The sequence below is a fragment of the Shewanella psychropiezotolerans genome (assembly GCF_007197555.1).
Taxonomy (GTDB): Bacteria; Pseudomonadota; Gammaproteobacteria; order Enterobacterales; family Shewanellaceae; genus Shewanella; species Shewanella psychropiezotolerans.
This window is the reverse complement of the sequence record NZ_CP041614.1, coordinates 3,311,167-3,329,570: the sequence shown is the minus strand read 5'-3', so window position 1 is coordinate 3,329,570 and position 18,404 is coordinate 3,311,167. Positions and strand designations below refer to the sequence as shown.

General features: G+C 45.7%; 23 protein-coding genes and 1 pseudogene. 20 read left to right on the top strand and 4 right to left on the bottom strand.

The window, feature by feature from the left end; all coding sequences use genetic code 11:
• Window positions 1-49 precede the first annotated feature (49 nt).
• Together FM037_RS29530 and FM037_RS14730 are read left to right on the top strand one after the other, a co-directional pair.
• A pseudogene (locus FM037_RS29530) lies at window positions 50-221 on the top strand (transposase); the annotation flags it as partial.
• A 270-nt stretch (window positions 222-491) separates the two neighbouring features.
• The gene (locus tag FM037_RS14730; RefSeq protein WP_144046621.1) at window positions 492-797 is read left to right on the top strand and encodes an antibiotic biosynthesis monooxygenase family protein; all 306 of its coding nucleotides are present in this window, start codon (window positions 492-494) and stop codon (window positions 795-797) included.
• Between the two features lie 211 nt (window positions 798-1,008).
• Here the strand turns inward: FM037_RS14730 and FM037_RS14725 are convergent, their stop codons facing one another.
• Entirely contained in the window at window positions 1,009-2,262 is a 1,254-nt protein-coding gene (locus FM037_RS14725) for a Y-family DNA polymerase (RefSeq protein ID WP_144048970.1), read from the bottom strand.
• A 135-nt stretch (window positions 2,263-2,397) separates the two neighbouring features.
• A complete protein-coding gene (locus tag FM037_RS14720; RefSeq protein ID WP_185977076.1) occupies window positions 2,398-2,832 on the bottom strand; it encodes a LexA family protein in 435 nt (144 codons plus the stop codon).
• A gap of 482 nt (window positions 2,833-3,314) precedes the next feature.
• Here FM037_RS14720 and FM037_RS14715 point away from each other — a divergent pair, with 482 nt between their 5' ends.
• Complete coding sequence (locus FM037_RS14715; RefSeq protein WP_144046619.1) at window positions 3,315-3,959, top strand: two component system response regulator; 645 nt, start codon at window positions 3,315-3,317, stop codon at window positions 3,957-3,959.
• Window positions 3,960-4,014: 55 nt separating this feature from the next.
• On the opposite strand, the gene FM037_RS14710 is transcribed toward FM037_RS14715, so the two are convergent.
• Window positions 4,015-6,807, bottom strand: coding sequence for a two component system sensor kinase (locus FM037_RS14710; protein ID WP_227992824.1), 2,793 nt, complete (start codon window positions 6,805-6,807; stop codon window positions 4,015-4,017).
• A gap of 129 nt (window positions 6,808-6,936) precedes the next feature.
• Window positions 6,937-7,491 (bottom strand): protease inhibitor I9 family protein, encoded by a 555-nt coding sequence (locus FM037_RS14705; protein ID WP_144046618.1) that lies wholly within the window; start codon window positions 7,489-7,491, stop codon window positions 6,937-6,939.
• A 221-nt stretch (window positions 7,492-7,712) separates the two neighbouring features.
• On the opposite strand from FM037_RS14705, the gene FM037_RS14700 reads away from it, so the two are divergent.
• From FM037_RS14700 to FM037_RS14630, 17 genes are all read left to right on the top strand, one after another.
• The gene (locus FM037_RS14700; protein WP_229380893.1) at window positions 7,713-8,114 is read left to right on the top strand and encodes a hypothetical protein; all 402 of its coding nucleotides are present in this window, start codon (window positions 7,713-7,715) and stop codon (window positions 8,112-8,114) included.
• A complete protein-coding gene (locus FM037_RS14695) occupies window positions 8,111-9,586 on the top strand; it encodes an EscC/YscC/HrcC family type III secretion system outer membrane ring protein (protein ID WP_144046616.1) in 1,476 nt (491 codons plus the stop codon). Before FM037_RS14700 ends, FM037_RS14695 begins: the two co-directional genes overlap by 4 nt.
• A 1-nt stretch (window position 9,587) precedes the next feature.
• A complete protein-coding gene (locus FM037_RS29525) occupies window positions 9,588-9,968 on the top strand; it encodes a hypothetical protein (RefSeq protein ID WP_229380892.1) in 381 nt (126 codons plus the stop codon).
• Window positions 9,887-10,792 (top strand): type III secretion system inner membrane ring subunit SctD, encoded by a 906-nt coding sequence (sctD, locus tag FM037_RS14690; RefSeq protein WP_229380891.1) that lies wholly within the window; start codon window positions 9,887-9,889, stop codon window positions 10,790-10,792. The genes FM037_RS29525 and sctD overlap by 82 nt, the downstream gene beginning before the upstream one ends.
• Before the next feature lie 10 nt (window positions 10,793-10,802).
• Entirely contained in the window at window positions 10,803-10,994 is a 192-nt protein-coding gene (locus tag FM037_RS14685; RefSeq protein ID WP_144046615.1) for a hypothetical protein, read from the top strand.
• A 94-nt stretch (window positions 10,995-11,088) separates the two neighbouring features.
• Complete coding sequence (locus FM037_RS14680) at window positions 11,089-11,406, top strand: hypothetical protein (protein ID WP_144046614.1); 318 nt, start codon at window positions 11,089-11,091, stop codon at window positions 11,404-11,406.
• Window positions 11,407-11,538: 132 nt separating this feature from the next.
• The gene (sseB, locus tag FM037_RS14675) at window positions 11,539-12,111 is read left to right on the top strand and encodes a type III secretion system translocon protein SseB (RefSeq protein ID WP_144046613.1); all 573 of its coding nucleotides are present in this window, start codon (window positions 11,539-11,541) and stop codon (window positions 12,109-12,111) included.
• Between the two features lie 40 nt (window positions 12,112-12,151).
• A complete protein-coding gene (locus tag FM037_RS14670) occupies window positions 12,152-12,952 on the top strand; it encodes a secretion protein EspA (protein WP_144046612.1) in 801 nt (266 codons plus the stop codon).
• 10 nt (window positions 12,953-12,962) lie between these two features.
• Entirely contained in the window at window positions 12,963-13,433 is a 471-nt protein-coding gene (locus tag FM037_RS14665; RefSeq protein WP_144046611.1) for a SycD/LcrH family type III secretion system chaperone, read from the top strand.
• Window positions 13,423-14,883 (top strand): type III secretion system translocon protein, encoded by a 1,461-nt coding sequence (locus tag FM037_RS14660; protein ID WP_144046610.1) that lies wholly within the window; start codon window positions 13,423-13,425, stop codon window positions 14,881-14,883. The genes FM037_RS14665 and FM037_RS14660 overlap by 11 nt, the downstream gene beginning before the upstream one ends.
• 12 nt (window positions 14,884-14,895) lie before the next feature.
• Window positions 14,896-15,498, top strand: coding sequence for a type III secretion system translocon protein SseD (gene sseD / locus FM037_RS14655; RefSeq protein ID WP_144046609.1), 603 nt, complete (start codon window positions 14,896-14,898; stop codon window positions 15,496-15,498).
• 116 nt (window positions 15,499-15,614) lie between these two features.
• Window positions 15,615-15,998, top strand: a complete 384-nt coding sequence (gene sseE, locus FM037_RS14650) for a type III secretion system effector protein SseE (RefSeq protein WP_144046608.1) — start codon at window positions 15,615-15,617, stop codon at window positions 15,996-15,998.
• Between the two features lie 42 nt (window positions 15,999-16,040).
• The gene (locus FM037_RS14645; protein ID WP_144046607.1) at window positions 16,041-16,220 is read left to right on the top strand and encodes a hypothetical protein; all 180 of its coding nucleotides are present in this window, start codon (window positions 16,041-16,043) and stop codon (window positions 16,218-16,220) included.
• Window positions 16,221-16,296: 76 nt separating this feature from the next.
• Entirely contained in the window at window positions 16,297-16,779 is a 483-nt protein-coding gene (locus FM037_RS14640) for a CesD/SycD/LcrH family type III secretion system chaperone (protein ID WP_229380890.1), read from the top strand.
• Between the two features lie 52 nt (window positions 16,780-16,831).
• Entirely contained in the window at window positions 16,832-17,266 is a 435-nt protein-coding gene (locus tag FM037_RS29520) for a hypothetical protein (RefSeq protein ID WP_229380889.1), read from the top strand.
• Window positions 17,220-17,900, top strand: coding sequence for a hypothetical protein (locus FM037_RS29515; protein ID WP_229380888.1), 681 nt, complete (start codon window positions 17,220-17,222; stop codon window positions 17,898-17,900). Before FM037_RS29520 ends, FM037_RS29515 begins: the two co-directional genes overlap by 47 nt.
• A 38-nt stretch (window positions 17,901-17,938) precedes the next feature.
• Window positions 17,939-18,403: a type III secretion system chaperone gene (locus tag FM037_RS14630; RefSeq protein WP_144046606.1), complete on the top strand. Its 465-nt coding sequence runs from the start codon at window positions 17,939-17,941 to the stop codon at window positions 18,401-18,403.
• Window position 18,404 lies beyond the last annotated feature (1 nt).

Below are 18,404 nucleotides of genomic sequence, written 5' to 3'. Positions count from 1 at the left end.
ACACCCAAAGTTTAAAAGAGCAAATCTATGAACTAGGCTTAAACCAACTTTACATAAACTCAATATTCCGGAACAGAATTGGCTGAAAATCACATCAGAGTTTACTCGGTTGTTTAAAGGCCCTGTAGGAACTTTACAGGAGCTAAGTCGTTACTGTGAGCATTTAAAGAAAACGTAGGCATGGGGCGGCTAATTGTCATAAATGGCTAGACAGCGCCTAATATATATCCGTTAAGGTTCCTTAGTGAAAGAGTGTAAACCCAGCTGAATTTCCGTTCGGTATTTTGCGTTTTCCTGATTTGACTATTTCATCTAATTTGAACTCTTCTCGACAATTCTTAATGAGTTATGCATTAAAGAGGTCTATTTATCATGCCTGATAATTGATGATATAGATAAGTCGTGGCACACTGGGTTTTACGGTAGTTTCACATGTTTCTAGTGGTTGTTTTTTATTGAAATAATTTTGGATGTCTTTATTAGGAGGGGTTATGTATATTGTCGCGAACCGTATTCCGGTGGCTGTGGATTGGCAAGATGAATTTGAGAATCGATTTCGTCAACGTGTGGGACAAATCGACCAGCAAGCTGGTTTCGTCTCCATGCAGATCTTAAAACCTGTGAGTGAAGGGGCGCCTTATGTCGTTTTCACAACCTGGCAAGATGAAGCGGCTTTTGAGGCGTGGATCCACAGTGAAGATTTTAAGTTATCTCATCAAAATCCCTTACCCAAGGAAGCCTTTACCGGCAGACCTATGATTGAAAAGCATCAGGTGGTGATATCGACTAGGGGGTGAGTTCTAAATGACGTCATTTATCTATTAGGTTAATGCGTCTAACAAGAGGTCCTAGGGAAGAGAGATATTCTGCCAGTGAATTACGCTGTTTAGTGCGGAGATTCTCTCACCTCTTTGCAAATACATTTAAACCCTGTCAATTAGGAACAAACTAGATAATTTTCGCCAGCTGGTGGTGATGTCTTAGCTCTATATATTATTTGTCAGTAGATTAGCAATTGATCTTGGGGATATCTCGCCAGCTGGTGGTGTATTGAGGCGTGAGATATTCTCGTTTCATGTGCCACTTGGTCGTGAACCCTTGTGCAGCCATAAATATAGAGTCGGAGCCGTATCTGTGATTGAGTGCATCATAGACCTTCATTAATGCCGGTTTTTTCGGTGATGCAAACAGATCCAACTGGTTATGTGACTCACTGATAAGGTCGATTAGGCCTACTCCTACCTTGTAATAACGCACACCATCTCTAAATTGTTGCTTGGCTATCTGAGTCACTATTTGGGTTATTTCACCTGTGTCATTGGTGGGATAAGCAAATCTGTGAGTGAGTTTAAAGCCTATAGGCTGCTCATCGAAAGGGGAATTGGAGGCGAAAATAAGCAGTACCGAGCACAATGAGCCTTGCTCTCTTGCCTTGCTGGTGGCGATACCGACATGTTTGCTGAGGGCTTGCTGTAGCGAGTTTGAGTCTGTGATCCGCTCTCCCATGCTACGAGTCGAAAATATCTGTTGTTTATCGGCTCTGGCTTGATCCCAATCCTTACACGGCTCACCGTTAAGCTCCCGCACCGTACGTTCCATCTCGATACTGAACTGTTTTCTGGCCAGCCCAGGTGCCATCAGAGATAGCGCATAGGCCGACTTTATTCCCATTAAATCCAGCTTCTTAGATAAACGCCGGCCTATGCCCCAGACATGGCATGGCTTTATCTGCGAGAGAATTGCCTTGCGTTGGCCTGAGTTATCTATGACACAGACTCCGTTGTAGTCTACAAGCTTCTTAGCTGCATGATTGGCTATCTTAGCTAAGGTTAAGGTTTCTCCCATGCCAACGGACACAGGTAAGCGAGTTTCCTTCCATACTGTGCGCCGCAAGGCCTCGCCATGTTTCACTAGGCAAGGTATGGCTGGATAACAGTGTTTAAACGACAGGAATGATTCATCTATGCTGTAGACATGCTGATCTGGTGCAAAACGACCAATCACCTCCATCATACTGGCGGATAGTGAGCCATAGAGCTCGTAGTTCGAGCTTAAGGCGATAATACCTAAGCGATCACACTGTGCCTTAATTTTGAAGTAAGGCTCAAATTTTGGGACCCCGGCATCGACGGCCTGACGGTTAGCGGCGACGATACAGCCGTCGTTGTTAGATAGCACCACAATAGGGCGGCCACGCCACTCGGGACGAAATACCTGCTCGGCACTACAGTAAAATGAATTAGCATCGACGAGGGCGAACATCATATCTCCTCTGTGTGAGTTGATTCTGCTGGCCCATTAACTCTGGTATAAGTTCTGGTACAAGTTATTGTATTAGTTTCAGTACTCGTTCTGGTGCTATAACTCACTCTGTAACGACACTGGCATCAATAACTTTCATCGGTTAAAAGTCGGCTCGACGGCTGCGTCATTCATCAGCAGAGGACTCGGCCGATGGCAGCGAATTGAACGTACTACGATACCTTCGACACTGAATTGGTCGTACTCATGTATGACCACTGGCTGATGTTCATCATTAGCAGAGAGTAACATTCTTCTTTTTGTGTCAATAATTTTGCAGACAAAACTGCCATTGTAATTTGCCACTATCACGTCCTGATCTTGTACCTTGACGTGTCTGTCGACGATGAGAATATCACCATCGAATATACCGACATTTTGCATCGAGCATCCGCTTGCTTGGCCGATGAAAGTGGCACTGGGGTGCTGGATAAGTAATTCATCTAAGCTTAAAGGAAGCTGTTTATAGTCTGTGGCTGGACTCTCGAAGCCGGTTATTCCCGCACTGGCTGAGATTGGGATCATTTTTATCATGGTCGCTTTACCCTGTACTGTATATTTATACAGTTGTAAGTCTAGCAGTAATCCAGGCACTGGCAATCTTTTTCGGGATGATGGTGGCAGAACGTTAAAGTAGGATTGTCGTTTAATCTGGCTCGTGGGGAGAAACGGCTGATTTTAAGCACTTTTTGTTAATAGGGTTAGATTGGATCTGCCTGTGAACCTCGTATATTTGGTGGATAACGCTTGAGTGTCGACAGAGGCATCTTAGCCCGCATTCGGATTAAGATGTGCTGAAAGGAGACTGCAACTGGGTTTGGCGTGTTTTATGTATCAGTATTTTAATGAGCTTAGTATCCGTTTTATTGACGGTGATAAAGCACAATCTACTGTGTACTAAGTCTTGACAAGCCGACTGAAAGCCCTTCAATATGCAGATCATTGTGATCAAGATCAGTTTACTGTTATCTACATAATACAGGTAACTCGAACTCTCTTCTGGAGGTAAGCTTATGACGTTTGGCCAGTACAAGGCGATAAATATATTGGTAGTAGACGACCACTCGTTAATTTTTGATGGATTATGTAGCTGCTTAGCCCCATATTCCGAGTTGAATTTGGTGGGATTTGTTGAAGATGGCTTGGCTGTGTATGAGCAATGTTTAAAGTTAACACCCGATCTGGTGTTTATGGATCTTAAATTACCGGGCATGAGTGGTTTCGATGTTATCCGTCAATTACGTCAACGTTGGCCGGAAATGATGATAATAGTGCTGACGGCCACCGTTGAAGAGAAGAGTGCCCGTGAAGCATTGGATGTCGGAGCCAATGGTTATGTACTTAAAAACAGTCCGAAAAGTACCTTATTAGCGGCAATTAAATCTGTCAGTAAAGGCAAGACTTTTATCGATTCGAGTCTGGACGAGCAACAAGTTGAAGCCCTGATTGGTGCCGTCGATGGTGATATCCCTATGTTGACTCCGAGGGAACAACAAGTGCTCAAGTTGATCTGCGAGGGGCGTCGCAACCGGGATATCGCGGAGGATTTAGTCATAGGTTTGAAAACGGTTGAAACCCATCGAATGAATTTAATGCGCAAACTCAACGCACACAATGTGGCCGAATTGATGCGTTGGGCTCAGAGGTTGGGCTCTTAATTCTGCTTTTGTGATTGTACGGCTGATACTAACCCAGTATCAGCGTGCAATCATCTTATGTGTTTGTCTCGCAATTTAATGCCTGAATGAGCGCTTCTAGGGGCGCAAACTCCTCCAAACTTAAACAGGCTTCGGCTTCAAGGGCGACCTCTAAGTCGGCAGCTGCTTCAGAAATATCTTTTATTCCCGCTAGGCCCGCGCTGCCTTTAATCGTATGCAGTACATCGCTGAGGGGTTTCCATTCGTCTTGATTAATATGCAGTTTGGCTTGTTCGCCCATATCCGTTAAATGAGCGGCCAGTCGCTGATTAAGATCCGTGTGGGAGACATCGATCATCGGCGTGTCGATATCGGTATTGATGATCAGGGGCATATCGCGATCCAGTTGCAGATCTGCCGCCTCTTCAAGTGCCATATTTAACTGCTTCAATGACACAGGCTTAGTCAAATAGCTGTTCATTCCAGCGGCTCGAATGGTGTCATGCTCCATAGGGTTAGCATTTGCCGTGAGAGCAAAAATAGGGCATTCGGTGTCCAGAATATCTTCACTTTCACGCCATTTTCGTGTGGTTTGATACCCATCGAGTCCCGGCATGCGGATATCCATCAATACCAGATCGAAGATATGGCGCATTCCTTTTTGCAATGCCGCCTCACCGCTGCTGACACTGAACACTTGTTGGCCCAACTCGAGTAACATCTTGCCGATAATATCCCGGTTAGTATCTACATCATCCACCAGCAGAATTTTTAGCTTCCAGGGGAGCAGGGCCAGCGTATGGCTGCTTTGTTTGCGAGGCAAGTCGTGACGTATCTCGTGTAGACGTTGCCATAGGCGGGCGGGCAGGTGAGTAAGCTCAGGGTTATCTAGCTCCTCATTATCACCCTCTATAGGTTTAGCTCCCCATAATGCTAATTGTTTATGCAGGGCAAGTGGTGCTGTGATGGTATCGTCTGGCAAGACTAAGGGGGCTGTGGCTTGAGACAGGGGCAGGTCTAACACAAAGGTGCTGCCCTTGCCTAAGGTGCTAAACATGGTTAGCTGACCTTGCATTTTCTTGGCGAGTTTAGCCGATATGGGCAAGCCAAGGCCTGTGCCCGGTTGGTGGTGACAGCTTTGAGCAAAGGGTTCGAATATGCGTTGCTGATCTTGAATGTTTATGCCATCCCCCGTGTCTTCAATGCTGAAATAGAGATGATTTTCAACAACTTCTATACGCAATAAAATATAACCTTCTTCCGTGAATTTGGCCGAATTCCCCAGTAAGTTGACTAAGATCTGCCTCACTCTTAAAGGGTCCAGTAGTGCTTTTTCCGGCACATTGGCGTTAACGATGCATTCGAGTGAAATAGGCTTGTTCACAATTCTGCTCTGTATGGTGATCATGGCGTTGTCGGCCAGTGTCAACACGGGATAGAGCTGATAATTTAACTCAATTTGATCGGCTTCTATGCGAGAAAAGTCGAGCAAGTTGTTGATAATGGCTAATAGGGAATTCGCACAGTTATAGGCTGTGTCTCTGAGATCCATCTGCTTAGTGGTGAGCTCGGTATTACGCAGCAGCTCCAATGAGCCGGTTATGCCATTGAGTGGGGTGCGGATTTCGTGACTGATGTTGGTTAAATGCTCAGTCTTACGTTTATTGGCCTTTTCCGCTTCCAGGGTGGCAATGGCCAGCTCATGGGTTCTTGTTTCGACCTTCTTTTCGAGTACATCATAATTTTCTTTGACCGTATCCAATAAGTGATTATAGGCCTTGGCTATCTGACCTAATTCATCTTTTCTGTCTACGGGGAGGCGCCGCTCTAAGGTCGGTTGGCTGTCACTGTTAATTATGCTGACAAAATGACCAATAGGTTTGGCAAAATTGATGCGTAGCACATTGAGCAGGACGAAAGACATAAAGGCCAGAGAAAGGAGTGACCAGGGAAGTTCCGCGAAGAAGGGGGTTAAGGCCATATCTTTCAGAAAATCATTTGATATCAATGTGATTTGCTGCCATCCAGGGCCATGAATGTGATTTTTAATCACATAGTATTCACCTAAGGGATGTAGAACTCGCTTCTCATTATCTGGGTGGCTGCTGTTAAACTGGTGTTTTAAGGTGTTGATGGTCTCAGGTGACAAGGCCAACATAGATTTAGAGAATAGTTCACCTTCCGGTGTCATGAAAAAACTGACATCCCCAGGCCCTAATGAATTATTGAGATCCATCACTGAGACCAGGTTTATCCCAAAACCTACCTGGGGAGCGTCAGGGTTAGCCGGATCACTGGAATAACTGAATATGAGGTGATAATCACCGGATCTTTTATCAAGAATGGGCGCTCCCCAACGATAACCATCGAGGGATTTTTTACTCGTCAGTTGTTTTATCTCTTCGAGCCTTATCTGAAAATATTCTTCGTCTGCATTGGAGTCCGCATAAATAGAGATCCCTTTATGAGGCTTATAGATGAAGCTATCTAAATATCTGTGTTGGCCCGCATTACCAAAAGTCTGGGCAATCCACATGCTTAAGGTGTCATTTTCTTTATTAGGGTTTTCTGCCAGAGGAAAATAATGAGCGACTATTCCTTGGGCATTGATCTCATTCATGGATGAGAATTGATGTAACTGCTTATCGAGTTGACGAGCATCATAGCGTGCATCGGAAAATAGGGTGTTACTTACCTGAGATCTTAAGTCACTTAGCTCACCGTAGGCGATTTGAGCTCGGTGGAGGGTTCGGGAAAAGGTGTTGCTGTAAGCTTGGTATTCAATCATGAGCCAGAGACTGACGAGGACGGCGGTAAATGATACTGTGAGTTTGGTGACCAGTGAGGCTTTCCATTTAATCTTCATCATCTTCTTCCATCTGTTGCCAGCGGCAATCATAAGTTATTGTTAGAAAGTACCGTAAAAACAGAGTACTTGCATCGAATATTTGTTATTTCCCACACTAGGCATAGTTGACTCTGTATAGGGTTACTGATATCAGCTTGAGTCAAGTTTGCGAGATTGGCTATCAGGTGAACGACTGAGAGAGTCATTGATGATATGTATATTGACGTTTTGATTGGGCATGATGCCGACAACGCCCTGCTCATTGGCTATGGCGGCTATGGTTCCTGCAACATGGATGCCATGGGCATTATTATGTCCGGGGTCATCTTCCTCTACATAATCCACATCAGCGCGCAAACTCAGCGCCTGCACGCTTTCTTCATTCAGTTTGGCGGTGTAACCATTACTGCGGCCTATGCGTATTATCTCTTTTGCTGAGACACTGTTTAAGGCTCGATGTTGAGAGAAAACCTCATTGATGCGTGGCTTGTAAGCCAATATGTTGGCTGTAGATCTTGTTTCCGTCGAGCTGCCGGCATTTCTAAATTTTACGATGTAACGTTTAGGCAGAGGTGAGTGTGGCTTAGCATCCGAGTCGAAGGAGTGTTTATCTTGCATCACGTCGGGAGAGGCATGAATATTGGCGGAGATCAGCATAGATAATGCCGACAGGCTTATCGCCATTTTTATTGTGCTTGTTGTCATAGTTATCTTCTATTTGTGTTAGCGCATGTGGTTTTAAGCCAAGCTTTAAAAACCCTGTGACCCGTCATACTAGTTTTCTTCTGCCGTTTTCATATCAGGTGAACTACTGAGTTGTGCCTGCCATCTCCTCAAACCTATTTGTCCCGAGTGCTAGTTAAGGTGTTCACCTGATGGGCGCGAAATCCCTTCGATCACATACTGAATCCATGGAGGAGAGCAAAGTGGCTACTCAGATGATAGATAGATTAGTTAACAGTGGATTTCTCACCTCGACATTATCCCAAGAGGGAAATGCCTGGTTATTGGCCGAGAGAAAAGCCTATGTCGTGGAGCAAGAGACGTCTGCTTCTGTTGCCATAGTGCTCAATGTGTCAATTGAGATGGAACTTGACTGGATAAACCAAGCGAGCCTAGCGCTTGCGGCCTGTGAAGAAGCCCGGGATTGTGGCTTACAGTTTAGAGATAATGCCTGGTTGTTATGGCGTTATTACGATGAAAATCAAGATGATGAATTAGTTTACCAAGGGGTTGTGCTACAGCTGGCTATCGCGAGATTTCTTGAAAAAGGGCTAGTTAAACCACTCGATCGTCATCGTGGCTCTATTATCGGGAGGACAGCATGAAGAGATTTATCTGCTTATTACTACTTTTTAATTTAAGCCTGGCCCAGGCAATGCCTTTAACGGCGGTTAAATGGCAAGGCGAACCTTTCGTGATGCTCAGTCGCGGCACCGCTCTATCCTCAGTGTTGCAAGACTTCGGCAGTAATTATGGCGTACCCGTTGTGATAAGTGATCAGGTGACAGACACCTACATAGGTGAGATTCAGAACCAAGATCCTCAACAAGTGATCAAAGACCTGAGCCGACGTTACGGCTTGGTCTGGTACTACAACAGTGAGGTGTTGTACGTCTATAAAGCGAGTGAGATCACCAATGATATTTTATCCTTAAACAGCCTGTCCGCGGCTAAAGTCAGCCAATATCTGAAGTCGGCAGGTGTATTGGATGCAGGCGTTTGCAGTATCAAGCCTGTCGCAGGGATCAAGGGGCTGCAGGTGTCAGGTGTACCGGCTTGCATCACCAGTGTCACTAAGCTGACCGCGCAACTCGATGCCAGTGCCAAACACACTTCCGAGACTGGTGAGACTGTACGGGTATATCCGCTCAAATATGCATCGGCAACTGACTCCGTTTATCAATATCGCAGTCAGTCAGTGAAAATCCCCGGATTGGTAACTGTGCTGAAGGAGATGAATCAAGGTACCCAGGTGGCCAATGCTGTTGCCGGTAATGTGAGTAGTATCAGCGGCCCGGTCTTTTCCGCCGATCCTCGTCGAAATGCCATTATTGTGCGGGGAAGTGGAAGGGATATGGCGACCTATGGCTCCCTGATTAACCAGCTAGATACTAAGCCCAGTATGATCGAAATTTCCGTTTCTATCATAGATGTGGATACCTCTGATTTTAATCAATTAGGCGTCGATTGGTCGGCCTCGGCCAAGTTAGGCGGTGGCTCTGTGAGCTTCAATAGTGGCGTCAGCAGCGATAATTTCTCCACTGTCATCGGTAATACCGGCAACTTTATGGTGAGGCTCAATGCGCTTGAGAAAAACTCAAAGGCAAAAGTGTTATCCCGCCCCTCAGTGGTCACCCTTAACAATGTACAGGCTGTGTTGGATAAAAATGTCACTTTCTACACCAAATTAGAGGGAGACAAGGTGGCAAAATTGGAGTCGGTCACCACGGGGACTCTGCTTAGGGTCACCCCCAGATTGATAGAAGAATCGGGTCAACAGATAGTGATGCTAAATCTGAATATACAAGATGGTCAGCAGAGTCAGGCTGTGAACAGGAGTGAGCCTCTGCCTCAGGTACAGAGTTCAGAAATATCGACTCAGGCAAGTCTTAAGTCTGGTGAGAGCCTGCTTATCGGTGGATTTGTGCAGGACAGAGACGAAACCACTGAGAACAAGATCCCGTTATTGGGTGATATCCCCTTGTTGGGTGGCTTGTTCAGAAGTACAGATCACCACACACAAAGTGTGATGCGTCTGTTCCTTATCAAAGCGGAACCTATTAACCAAGGAGATTGATATGTCTTCAAAATACAAGCTCTTATGGTTAAACGGCCCCCTGCAAGGGCGGGAGCTATCTCTACCTCTAGGCTGCATGAGTATTGGTCCGGATGGGGATGTTCTCGCGACCTTAGTTGAGTTAAGGCAGCTGGAGCTGTTTATCGATGATGCCGGAGTACATCTTCAAAGTGAAGTGTCGACTTGGATCGATGGTAAGCCTGCTAGCAAGCTAGATCTTCTGCCATTAGGCCGGGTCATTGAGTTTGCCGGTATCGCTATGGTGCTGGGGGAGCGGACGATGTACTTAGGATGCAAGCGGTGCCTAAGCAGGTGCTGTCTAAATCGAAAATGTCCTATTGGATGCTGGTTATTGCCTCTTTGCTTACCTTCACTTTGCTGATGAGTGTACTCCTGGTACCAAGCTCACCGCCACAAACTGTGCAGACGCCGAGTCAATGGCTGTCACAACAACTGATCCAAGATGGCCTCAAAGATATAAGAGCTAGCTGGTCAAACTCAGGGATTGTCACCCTAAGTGGCTATTGCACTGACGCGCAGCAGATAACGGCTTTTTTCAGTGACTTAAAAAATTCTGGAATTTTGTTTGTCGATCACACTCAATGCGGCGATCAACTCATCACTAATGTAAAGGGAGTGCTGGCTCAAAACGGCTTTCCTGATGCGATTGTCGAACTGGGGCATGAACTGGGTAGCGTCAATATTTCTGGTGCGATTCGATCCGGTGAGGCTTGGGATAAGGCGGTTGATGGCTTTAATCGTTTACCGGGTCTGGTGAGATGGCATGTGTCCAATCAAGTGAATAGACAATTAAAACCCTTGATCGCCCAACTCAGAGAGAAACAACTGCTTAGCGGATTAATGGTGGAGCGTGTGAAAAACTCGATTGTGATCACCGGCAAGATCAGTGAGGAGAAGCAGCAGCAGGTCATGAGTGTTGCAAGGCAACTGGAGCAGAGCCACCCGAGTGGATTTAAGCTGGTGTTTCAGAATATTCCGGTACGGGACGAACTCGCCCAGATGTTAAGTGCGCCGGTTGTCAGTTTTGGAGGTAATGCTAAATCTCCCTTCATTGAACTGGGCAATGGGATGAGGTTATCGGCTGGCAGTAAATTAGATAATGGCTTCATGATTAATTACATGAATATTCATGGCCTGGATTTAACTCGCGGTGGTGAGTTAATACATATCCCATTAATTTTTTAAGGAGACACCTATGTCTAGAATCACTCAGTTGGAAGATGATATTAAGCAAGGTAATAAAAATCATGAAGGATATCGAACTCGGATGAAAGAGATGAGAGGACGAGCGGTGTTATTAAAGACTCATGGTAATGAGTCTTGCTTGGAAGCGGTGGATGCAGCTGAGGAGGTGATCGATATATTGTTCAGTCGTTATGGTCGATAAATAACGCGTGGTCAGACCAGTTTTTATTTGTATTTTATTTTTTTCGATATTTTCAATAAACAAACCTATTAATATGAGAGTCAAGGAGAAAATTATGGATATGTTCAGCGATATTAAATCAGTAATGAATGACCTTAATCAACGTAAATCCGCTTTGGGACAACAGCTTAAGGAGTTTCAAGGACTTCAGGTTGAGATTAACCAACTTGTAGAACGATCAGATAACGATGCCGATGCTATGGCGAAGTTAATAAAGTTAAAAAACGCATTTCCGGAAGGATTTGAATTCCAACAGGCTAAGGTGATGAATAAGGTTGATGAATTAGAAACTCATTTTAAAAGTTTGGAACAACAATTTAATGTGTTAGGTGAAATAGAATCTGCAGAAGGTGGTAAGGGGGAGAGGAGTTAACTGAGCAAGTGAGTGAAGCAGAGGCATTAAATAACGTTAATAATGTTAAAGCTAAGAAGGTCAGGAATTATTTATAGTGTGAACTTTTTCATTTCTTATTTAAATGATTAACAAATCAATGAGGAAATTATCATGAGTATGTCAGTAGCTAATCAAGGTACCAGTATTATTAATTCTCAGCAGCCTGAAGATATTAAAAATCAGATTGCAGCCAGAGGTGATTCAGTGCTCTCAGGCGGGATTTCAGTGCTCTATATGTTTATGAACCTGCTCTCTGAGCTGGCCGATGCTAAATATAGCCAGATGCAGCAAAAAGCCGATGTTTCCCGTCAGGCGCAGGATATGGCCAATCAAGTCGATGAAGTGATTGCCGAAGTCTCTAAGGGGGACGACAAAGCGATGGGGAAGCTCCCCGATGATGTCGTTAAATATATGCATGACAATGGTTTTACCATCGACGGTATGACAATCGATAAATACATGGCAAAGAATGATCCTAATGGTAAGGGGCTGGATAAAGGCAAGTTGCAGGCGGTGAAATCTGCACTGGAATCGGTGTCAAATCGAGCATCAGACTTTGTGTCGCAATCTCAGTTGCAGCTGCAGAAAATTATGCAGACTTACAACGTCACCGTCAGCCTACTCAACAGTATGCAGACCATGCTCGCTGAGATGAATAAATCCATCGCCCAGAACATACGATAACTCTGAGCATCAATCTGAATTTCTGTTGGAGGTAGTCATTGTGGATATTACAAATGTCTCAACTCAAGGTACCAGTATCAGCAACTCTCAGGCTCCGGAAGATGTGAAGAACCAGATCGCATCTCGAGGGGACTCAGTGCTCTCGGGCGGCATCGCTGTGCTGTATATGTTTATGAATTTGTTGTCTGAGTTGGCCGATGCAAAATATGGTCAGATGCAACAGAAAGCCGATGTTTCTCGTCAGGCTCAGGATATGGCCAATCGCGTCGATGAAGTGATCGCTCAAGTGTCGAAGGGAGATGATAAGGCCGCTGAAAAATTACCGCCTGATGTGATCAAGTATATGAGTGACAACGGTTTTAAAGTCGATGGTATGACCATTGATAATTACCTGAGCAAGAATGATCCCTCGGCGGCTTATCTTAAAAAATTGTTAGGAAAAATTGGTGAAGTGGGTCCACAGGGGATGCAGTCTGCCAGCTGGCAAGACGTAGTCAGTTATATGGATGCTAAGGGCATCAAGGTGGATGGACAAAAGTGTAGCGATTACATTTGGGGTTTGCCTGAGGTGGGACGCCGTTCCTGGCAAAATATCAGTAAAGCTCATATGCAGAAGATTGCCGATACCTTAGGTGATGCGGGTGGCTTAGATAAAGGCAAACTGCAGGCGGTGAAATCTGCACTGGAATCTGTATCGAATCGAGCCTCAGATTTCGTTTCACAGTCACAGCTGCAGCTGCAAAAAATCATGCAAACCTACAATGTGACAGTCAGCTTGCTAAACAGTATGCAGACCATGTTAGCCGAAATGAATAAGTCGATAGCCCAGAACATACGCTAAGGAGCCTAAGATGAAACAACAAGAATTTGAAGTACTTGAGCATTTTCTTCAGCGAGGCGGTTCCTTACGTATGTTGGCCGATGTGGAGCAGACTGATCTCAATATCTTATATCAATATGCATTGCAGCTGATGGCTTGCCGGGATCAACAAGGGGCAAAACGACTCTTCTATCTCCTGATGCGTATCGACCAGTGGAACTATGACTACTGTTTCTCACTGGGGATATGTTGCCAGCAGTTAGATGAACATGAAGAGGCCATCTTTTGTTTGGGACGAGCAGGCATGATCAAGGTCGATAATCCTTTGCCAGCCTACCATGCGGGATTGAGTTACCTCGCGCTAGGGAACAAAGGTTATGCCGTAAAAAGTTTCAATGCCAGTTTACGTTGGTGTCAGGGCCACCCAGAAAGTGGCGATATTGCCGCCAGTGCGCAGCAAGGTTTAGCGTCGATCACTGAGGAGAGTTCCCATGTCAATTAATAGTGTTGTCGAGCGAGGAAGCGAAAACCTTAACGGGAGTTACGGCGCGGCGCGAGCCCGGGATGTGGCAAAAGCCAGTTTACCCGATTGGTCCAGGCCTGTGATCTTAAATCAGACCGAACACACAGACTATCACCAAGGTCCAGTGACCATGAAAGAGGCGGAGAAAGCACTGCAACGTATCTTAACGCCTTTCTTCGACGGGAAAAAAAGTGAAGTGAGTGGCAATCACGGAACGGGGGGCTCCTTAGCTTCATTAGAAAAAGCCTCTATGGATGCCATGGTTCTGATGGCGGCGAATCTGAGCATATCTACTTTTGCCGATACGGCTAATTCAGCCATGAAAGCCAGCAAGATAATGACAGATACCCAAGAGTTTCTTCGTGATAAAAAAGTGAAGGAGTATCAGGAGCAGCTGGCGAAAGCGATAGAACAATCCGATAAGGCTCAGAAAGGCGGTGTTTTTGGTGCCATCTTCGATTGGATTGTGGGCGCTGTCGAAGCCATCTATGGAGCAATCAAATTAGTCGAAGGGGCATTGCGCTGCGCCGTGGGGGATGTTGCGGGTGGTGCTTTGGAAATAGCTGGCGGCGCCGCATACCTGGCTGCTGGGGTGGCGGGCATGGTTAAGGCCGCGGCGGAAACCGCCATCCTGTGCGGTGCGGACAAGGAGAAGTGCCAAAGTGTTATCGATGTTGCGGGTAAGGTGCAATTGGGCTGCGAAATGGTCGGTATGGCCTTAGACATCTTCCAGGCGGGTCGGGCTATTTCGGCAACACGTTCCATCGCCAAAGGAACCGAAACTGTGATGAAAGAGGCGGCACCTAAACTCGTGGAGGGCATAAGTAAAGGCTCATCTGAGGCCGTGACAAGTGTTGCAAAAGAGGTCGGTAAGCAGGTCGCCGAACAGGTAACAGATCAAGTGATAGCTAATTTAGGCAAGGGGCTTAAGGAAGCGGCCGAACAAGGAGGGCGTCAACTCGCCAGCGGGGTGATGGATGCCTTTAGTAAGCAGGCCATCGAGGAGCTGGTGACACGCTCAGTCGAAGCGGTGGGCAAACAAGCGATTAAAAAGGGTATCGCGGTGACCGCCGAAGAGATCACTAAACAGGTGGTTAAAGAGGTCAGTCACGAAGTGATAAAGACGGCTATCAAGGCCTGTATGTTCACCAGTCTCGATGTTATACGTGCGACGGCTGGAGCCGGAAAGGCCATTACCGAGGGCAGTATAGCCCTAGAAAAAGCCAAGCTACAGAAGCAGATTGAGGAGCTGATTTTGAAGCAAAACTTTGTCGAATTTTGTTATGACTGGTACGACAAAGCCAAGGAACAGCAGATGAAATCTGTGAAAGATCTTATTGATAAACAAGGTGATAGTTTAGATGGTGCCAGTAAGGTGATCAGCCAGACCGGTGCTATACAGGCAAGAATCGCAGGCTCAACAGTATAAGTGAGGTTTACCATGACAGACATGACAACTATTTCAGGTCAGAGTCCCATTACAGCGCCTAACACCACAGATAAACTTGATGAACTCAATGACAATTGTGGCAGTGACGGTATGGATGCTATCTCTCAGATCAACGACCTTATGTTGAAGTTAGCGGAGATGTTTAAGAAGCTGCGCAACATATTACAGGACTACAACGTCAAGCAACAAGAGTTGGGGTGGAATGTGCAAATCGCCTCGATGGATGATAAGCGCGCCGCGATAGATAAGGCCTGCGAATCTGCGATGTGGACTGGCGCCCTCGAGATTGCCGGTGGCGTGATCGGTATGGCGGGTGTCGGACTATCGAGTAAGTTTGGTGATGCGGCAACTCATATGAGTAACGCGTTTGGCAAAGGTCTGGAGGGGACTGGAAAACTTGTCGGCGCGGGGATCAGTAAGGAAGCCGAGTTGGAGCGTACTATTTCCGAGTTTAAGGCCAGTAATGCCCAGAGCTATCTTAAGGGGGCCAATGAACTTAGTGATAAGGCTAAGCAGATTTCAGAGCAAATGCGCGCCTTGATCAAAGATCTGGTGGATCTTCACGGCCGCATCAGTTCGGCCGTGCATAACTAGGTCTGCTGAGGTCAGTCCCATCATATCTGGCCTCAACTTTCGCGGCTCAGTGTGGATATTGACTCTAAGTAGTGAGTTAGTGGTTATTGATTAGTGAAACAATTAAGGAGTTCATTATGGATCCGGTCACACAATATTTAGCTCATCAGGGTATAGAGGTGAGCCCAGCTTACTTTGAAACCAGTCAATTTGAGTGGGGAAAACGTTGGGACAGTCAGCACTGGTCACTGGTTTATCGTGTCGATGATAGCACCCTCACCATTTGTGATTTTTCCAGTAAAGGCAACAATACCGGCATCAGTAGCGCCGTATCTGAGCTGATTGAGCAACTCAAGGTCATACGTCGTAAGGTTCCGCAAATTAAACAGATTCGAGGCATGGTTATTTATGATGCTGGCTTACCTGTCCAGCGACTGACACGTAAGGCCCTGCATGATGTGTTGGTGCAGCAAGGCGCAAAAGAGGTCAATCAAGACGGTAACACCTGGTTGGTGTATTAGCCGAATAATCTTGGTGTTGTAAAGACAGAGAGGTAAGCATTAATGAACTTACTTCATTTCAAGTCGGGTCAAGCTTATCTCCTTGATGGTCAAAATGGAAAAGTTTATGACCTGCAAAATCATGCAGATGTGATTCAACTCGACAGTCAATATAGTGCATATGGCCGGGATGTTGCGCCAGTGACAATACATACAACAGGTGCCTTGCCCCATTACCAATAAATTTCATGTTGATACACATTTCCTGATGATTTCCTGAGTGGTGAGCCATCAGGGAATCGATCCTTAAGGAGAACATATGAATGCTCAAGTGATTAAATCAAATATAGATTTTGACAAGTTAGAGGCGAATCTACAATTGGCATTGGTGGACCAAATAACCTTAGCCGAAATGGCAGGACTCACCAGCCAAGATTTAGAAGCGGTATATGACTCGGGCCAGAATAAATATCAAGCCGGTTTTCCAGCTCAAGCCATAGTGGATTTTACCTATTTAGTGATGCATCAGCCCTGGGATCGACGCTTCCACATGGCATTGGCATCGACATTACACTGGTTAGGCGAGTTTCAACATGCACTGACTTTCTATGGCTATGCCTTAGTCATGGATGCCTGTGATCCCGGTGCGTCTTTTCGGATCGCCCAATGCTTATTGAGTTTAGATGAGGAGTCGGCGGCAATAGAAGCACTACAAACCGCGATCACACAAAGTTTTAGCCATCCTGAACACCATGAGATAGGTGTACTGGCGCAGGAATTACTGACCAAGCTTAACCACTGATCTGGTCTCGGTGCCAGCATCACTCAATTTATTGTAATCAATGAGGTTTGTTATGAATGAGCTAGCTCAAGTATCCCTGTCTTCTTCTAGTTTAAGGGGGTTAGATCTCGTCAGCTCCTCTAAGGCTTTACCTAAGGGTGAACTTTCCAGATTTAATCCTCGCCAAGTGCCGTTACCTTCGGCTAATTCAGGGCTGACAGGAGACATTAGCACCAAGGCGCAACAGACTCGGGACGAGGCAACACTCGCCGACGCCGAGGCTAAAAAGCTAGGTGTGGATATCGCCAAATCTGGCTTTTTTGCAAAATTGGGCTCATTAGCCTTAACTGGGGTCGCTTTAGGGGTGTCGATTGCGGCGACTGCACTGACAGGCGGTGCAGGATTACCTCTGCTTATCGCCTCCGGTGTGGCATTTACCTTGGCGGTGGCGGACGCTGGCTGTGCATTTGCTGATTGGCGAAGTAAGGCGGGGGCGGAGAAGGGCTAGCCATGGGGGCGATGCTGTTGCTAATGGTGTCAATGCTCTCTTGGGTAAGATGGGGGTCGCCGATGACAAGGCGCAGTGGTGGGGCAAGGCCGTCTCTATCACCTCCCGTGTCGCGTTAACCGTAGGCACCCTGTGGAGTGCGATTATCACGCCTGCATCACTACCTGGAAGTATCGCCGGCACGGTTAGCATGGTGAACATGGCCCGTAAAAGTGCTGGGCCAGTGGTTACCGGTATCGCCGATTTAGCCAAAGAGGCACCGACGAACAAGGCCGCTAAGTTGAAATCTGAGTCACAGGAGAAAATCTTGTCGGCTAAGGGACTCGAGGCTAATGAACATCAATTTCAGGTCCAGCAAGGCAGGCAGGAGATAAGTGAACTGGGGTCACGCTTGAAAGAGAGTGAGGCCAATATCAAAGCCGCGCTGTTCGATGCCGAAATGCGGACCAAACAGAGTGAACAGCGACAAAGAAATAATAATGATCTCAGGAGTCAATTGGATAACAAAGACAACAAGATCACCGATATGGAAGCGCAACTTATGCAATTAACTGAACACTTCAGTCGTTCAAAGTCTGAGTTAAGCGATGTTATGCAGCAACTTAAAGCATTACAGCAGATATTACTTTATTAAAATAATTGTGATCTTAAATTTTAAATATAAGGAATAATATGATGAGACGTTTTAATTTATTAGTTCAAGAACTTAATAATGCTTATGGTATTGAAAATATGATCCATGATGAAGAAAATACCTGTTGGTTGACTTTTAATAGAAATATAACAGTTAGATTACAATATGTTGATGAAGGTGAACAAGTAACCCTATTAGGGATAGTTGGGGAGTTGCCTGAAGAGTGTAATGAAAAAATAGCTCTTAATTTGTTACATGAAAATTTTAATTGGATGGGAACAGGTGGCGGTACCTTATCTGTTTCGCCAGATAACAGAAAAATATATTTTGGCTATATCGAAAATATTCAAACAATGGATTTTGTTCGTTTGCAAAGTTTACTTATAAATTTTGTCGGTAATTGTGAAAAATGGCAAAAGCATATCATGGAGATGATGAATGACGGTTATGTAGAGGTTGCAAATAAACAGTCAACTGAACAATTTATCACTTTGAGGGGCTAAC

Bases quoted from the DNA above. Each gene is read 5' to 3' on its own strand.
- sseE (WP_144046608.1), top strand. From the start codon at position 15,615: ATGGATCCGGTCACACAATATTTAGCTCATCAGGGTATAGAGGTGAGC.
- FM037_RS14725 (WP_144048970.1), bottom strand. From the start codon at position 2,262: ATGTTCGCCCTCGTCGATGCTAATTCATTTTACTGTAGTGCCGAGCAG.
- sseB (WP_144046613.1), top strand. From the start codon at position 11,539: ATGAGTATGTCAGTAGCTAATCAAGGTACCAGTATTATTAATTCTCAG.
- FM037_RS14730 (WP_144046621.1), top strand. From the start codon at position 492: ATGTATATTGTCGCGAACCGTATTCCGGTGGCTGTGGATTGGCAAGAT.
- FM037_RS14705 (WP_144046618.1), bottom strand. From the start codon at position 7,491: ATGACAACAAGCACAATAAAAATGGCGATAAGCCTGTCGGCATTATCT.
- sseD (WP_144046609.1), top strand. From the start codon at position 14,896: ATGACAGACATGACAACTATTTCAGGTCAGAGTCCCATTACAGCGCCT.
- FM037_RS14680 (WP_144046614.1), top strand. From the start codon at position 11,089: ATGGATATGTTCAGCGATATTAAATCAGTAATGAATGACCTTAATCAA.
- FM037_RS14640 (WP_229380890.1), top strand. From the start codon at position 16,297: ATGAATGCTCAAGTGATTAAATCAAATATAGATTTTGACAAGTTAGAG.
- FM037_RS14630 (WP_144046606.1), top strand. From the start codon at position 17,939: ATGATGAGACGTTTTAATTTATTAGTTCAAGAACTTAATAATGCTTAT.
- FM037_RS29525 (WP_229380892.1), top strand. From the start codon at position 9,588: ATGTCTTCAAAATACAAGCTCTTATGGTTAAACGGCCCCCTGCAAGGG.
- FM037_RS14665 (WP_144046611.1), top strand. From the start codon at position 12,963: ATGAAACAACAAGAATTTGAAGTACTTGAGCATTTTCTTCAGCGAGGC.
- FM037_RS14715 (WP_144046619.1), top strand. From the start codon at position 3,315: ATGACGTTTGGCCAGTACAAGGCGATAAATATATTGGTAGTAGACGAC.
- FM037_RS29520 (WP_229380889.1), top strand. From the start codon at position 16,832: ATGAATGAGCTAGCTCAAGTATCCCTGTCTTCTTCTAGTTTAAGGGGG.
- FM037_RS14710 (WP_227992824.1), bottom strand. From the start codon at position 6,807: ATGATGAAGATTAAATGGAAAGCCTCACTGGTCACCAAACTCACAGTA.
- FM037_RS14660 (WP_144046610.1), top strand. From the start codon at position 13,423: ATGTCAATTAATAGTGTTGTCGAGCGAGGAAGCGAAAACCTTAACGGG.
- FM037_RS14695 (WP_144046616.1), top strand. From the start codon at position 8,111: ATGAAGAGATTTATCTGCTTATTACTACTTTTTAATTTAAGCCTGGCC.
- FM037_RS14645 (WP_144046607.1), top strand. From the start codon at position 16,041: ATGAACTTACTTCATTTCAAGTCGGGTCAAGCTTATCTCCTTGATGGT.
- FM037_RS14685 (WP_144046615.1), top strand. From the start codon at position 10,803: ATGTCTAGAATCACTCAGTTGGAAGATGATATTAAGCAAGGTAATAAA.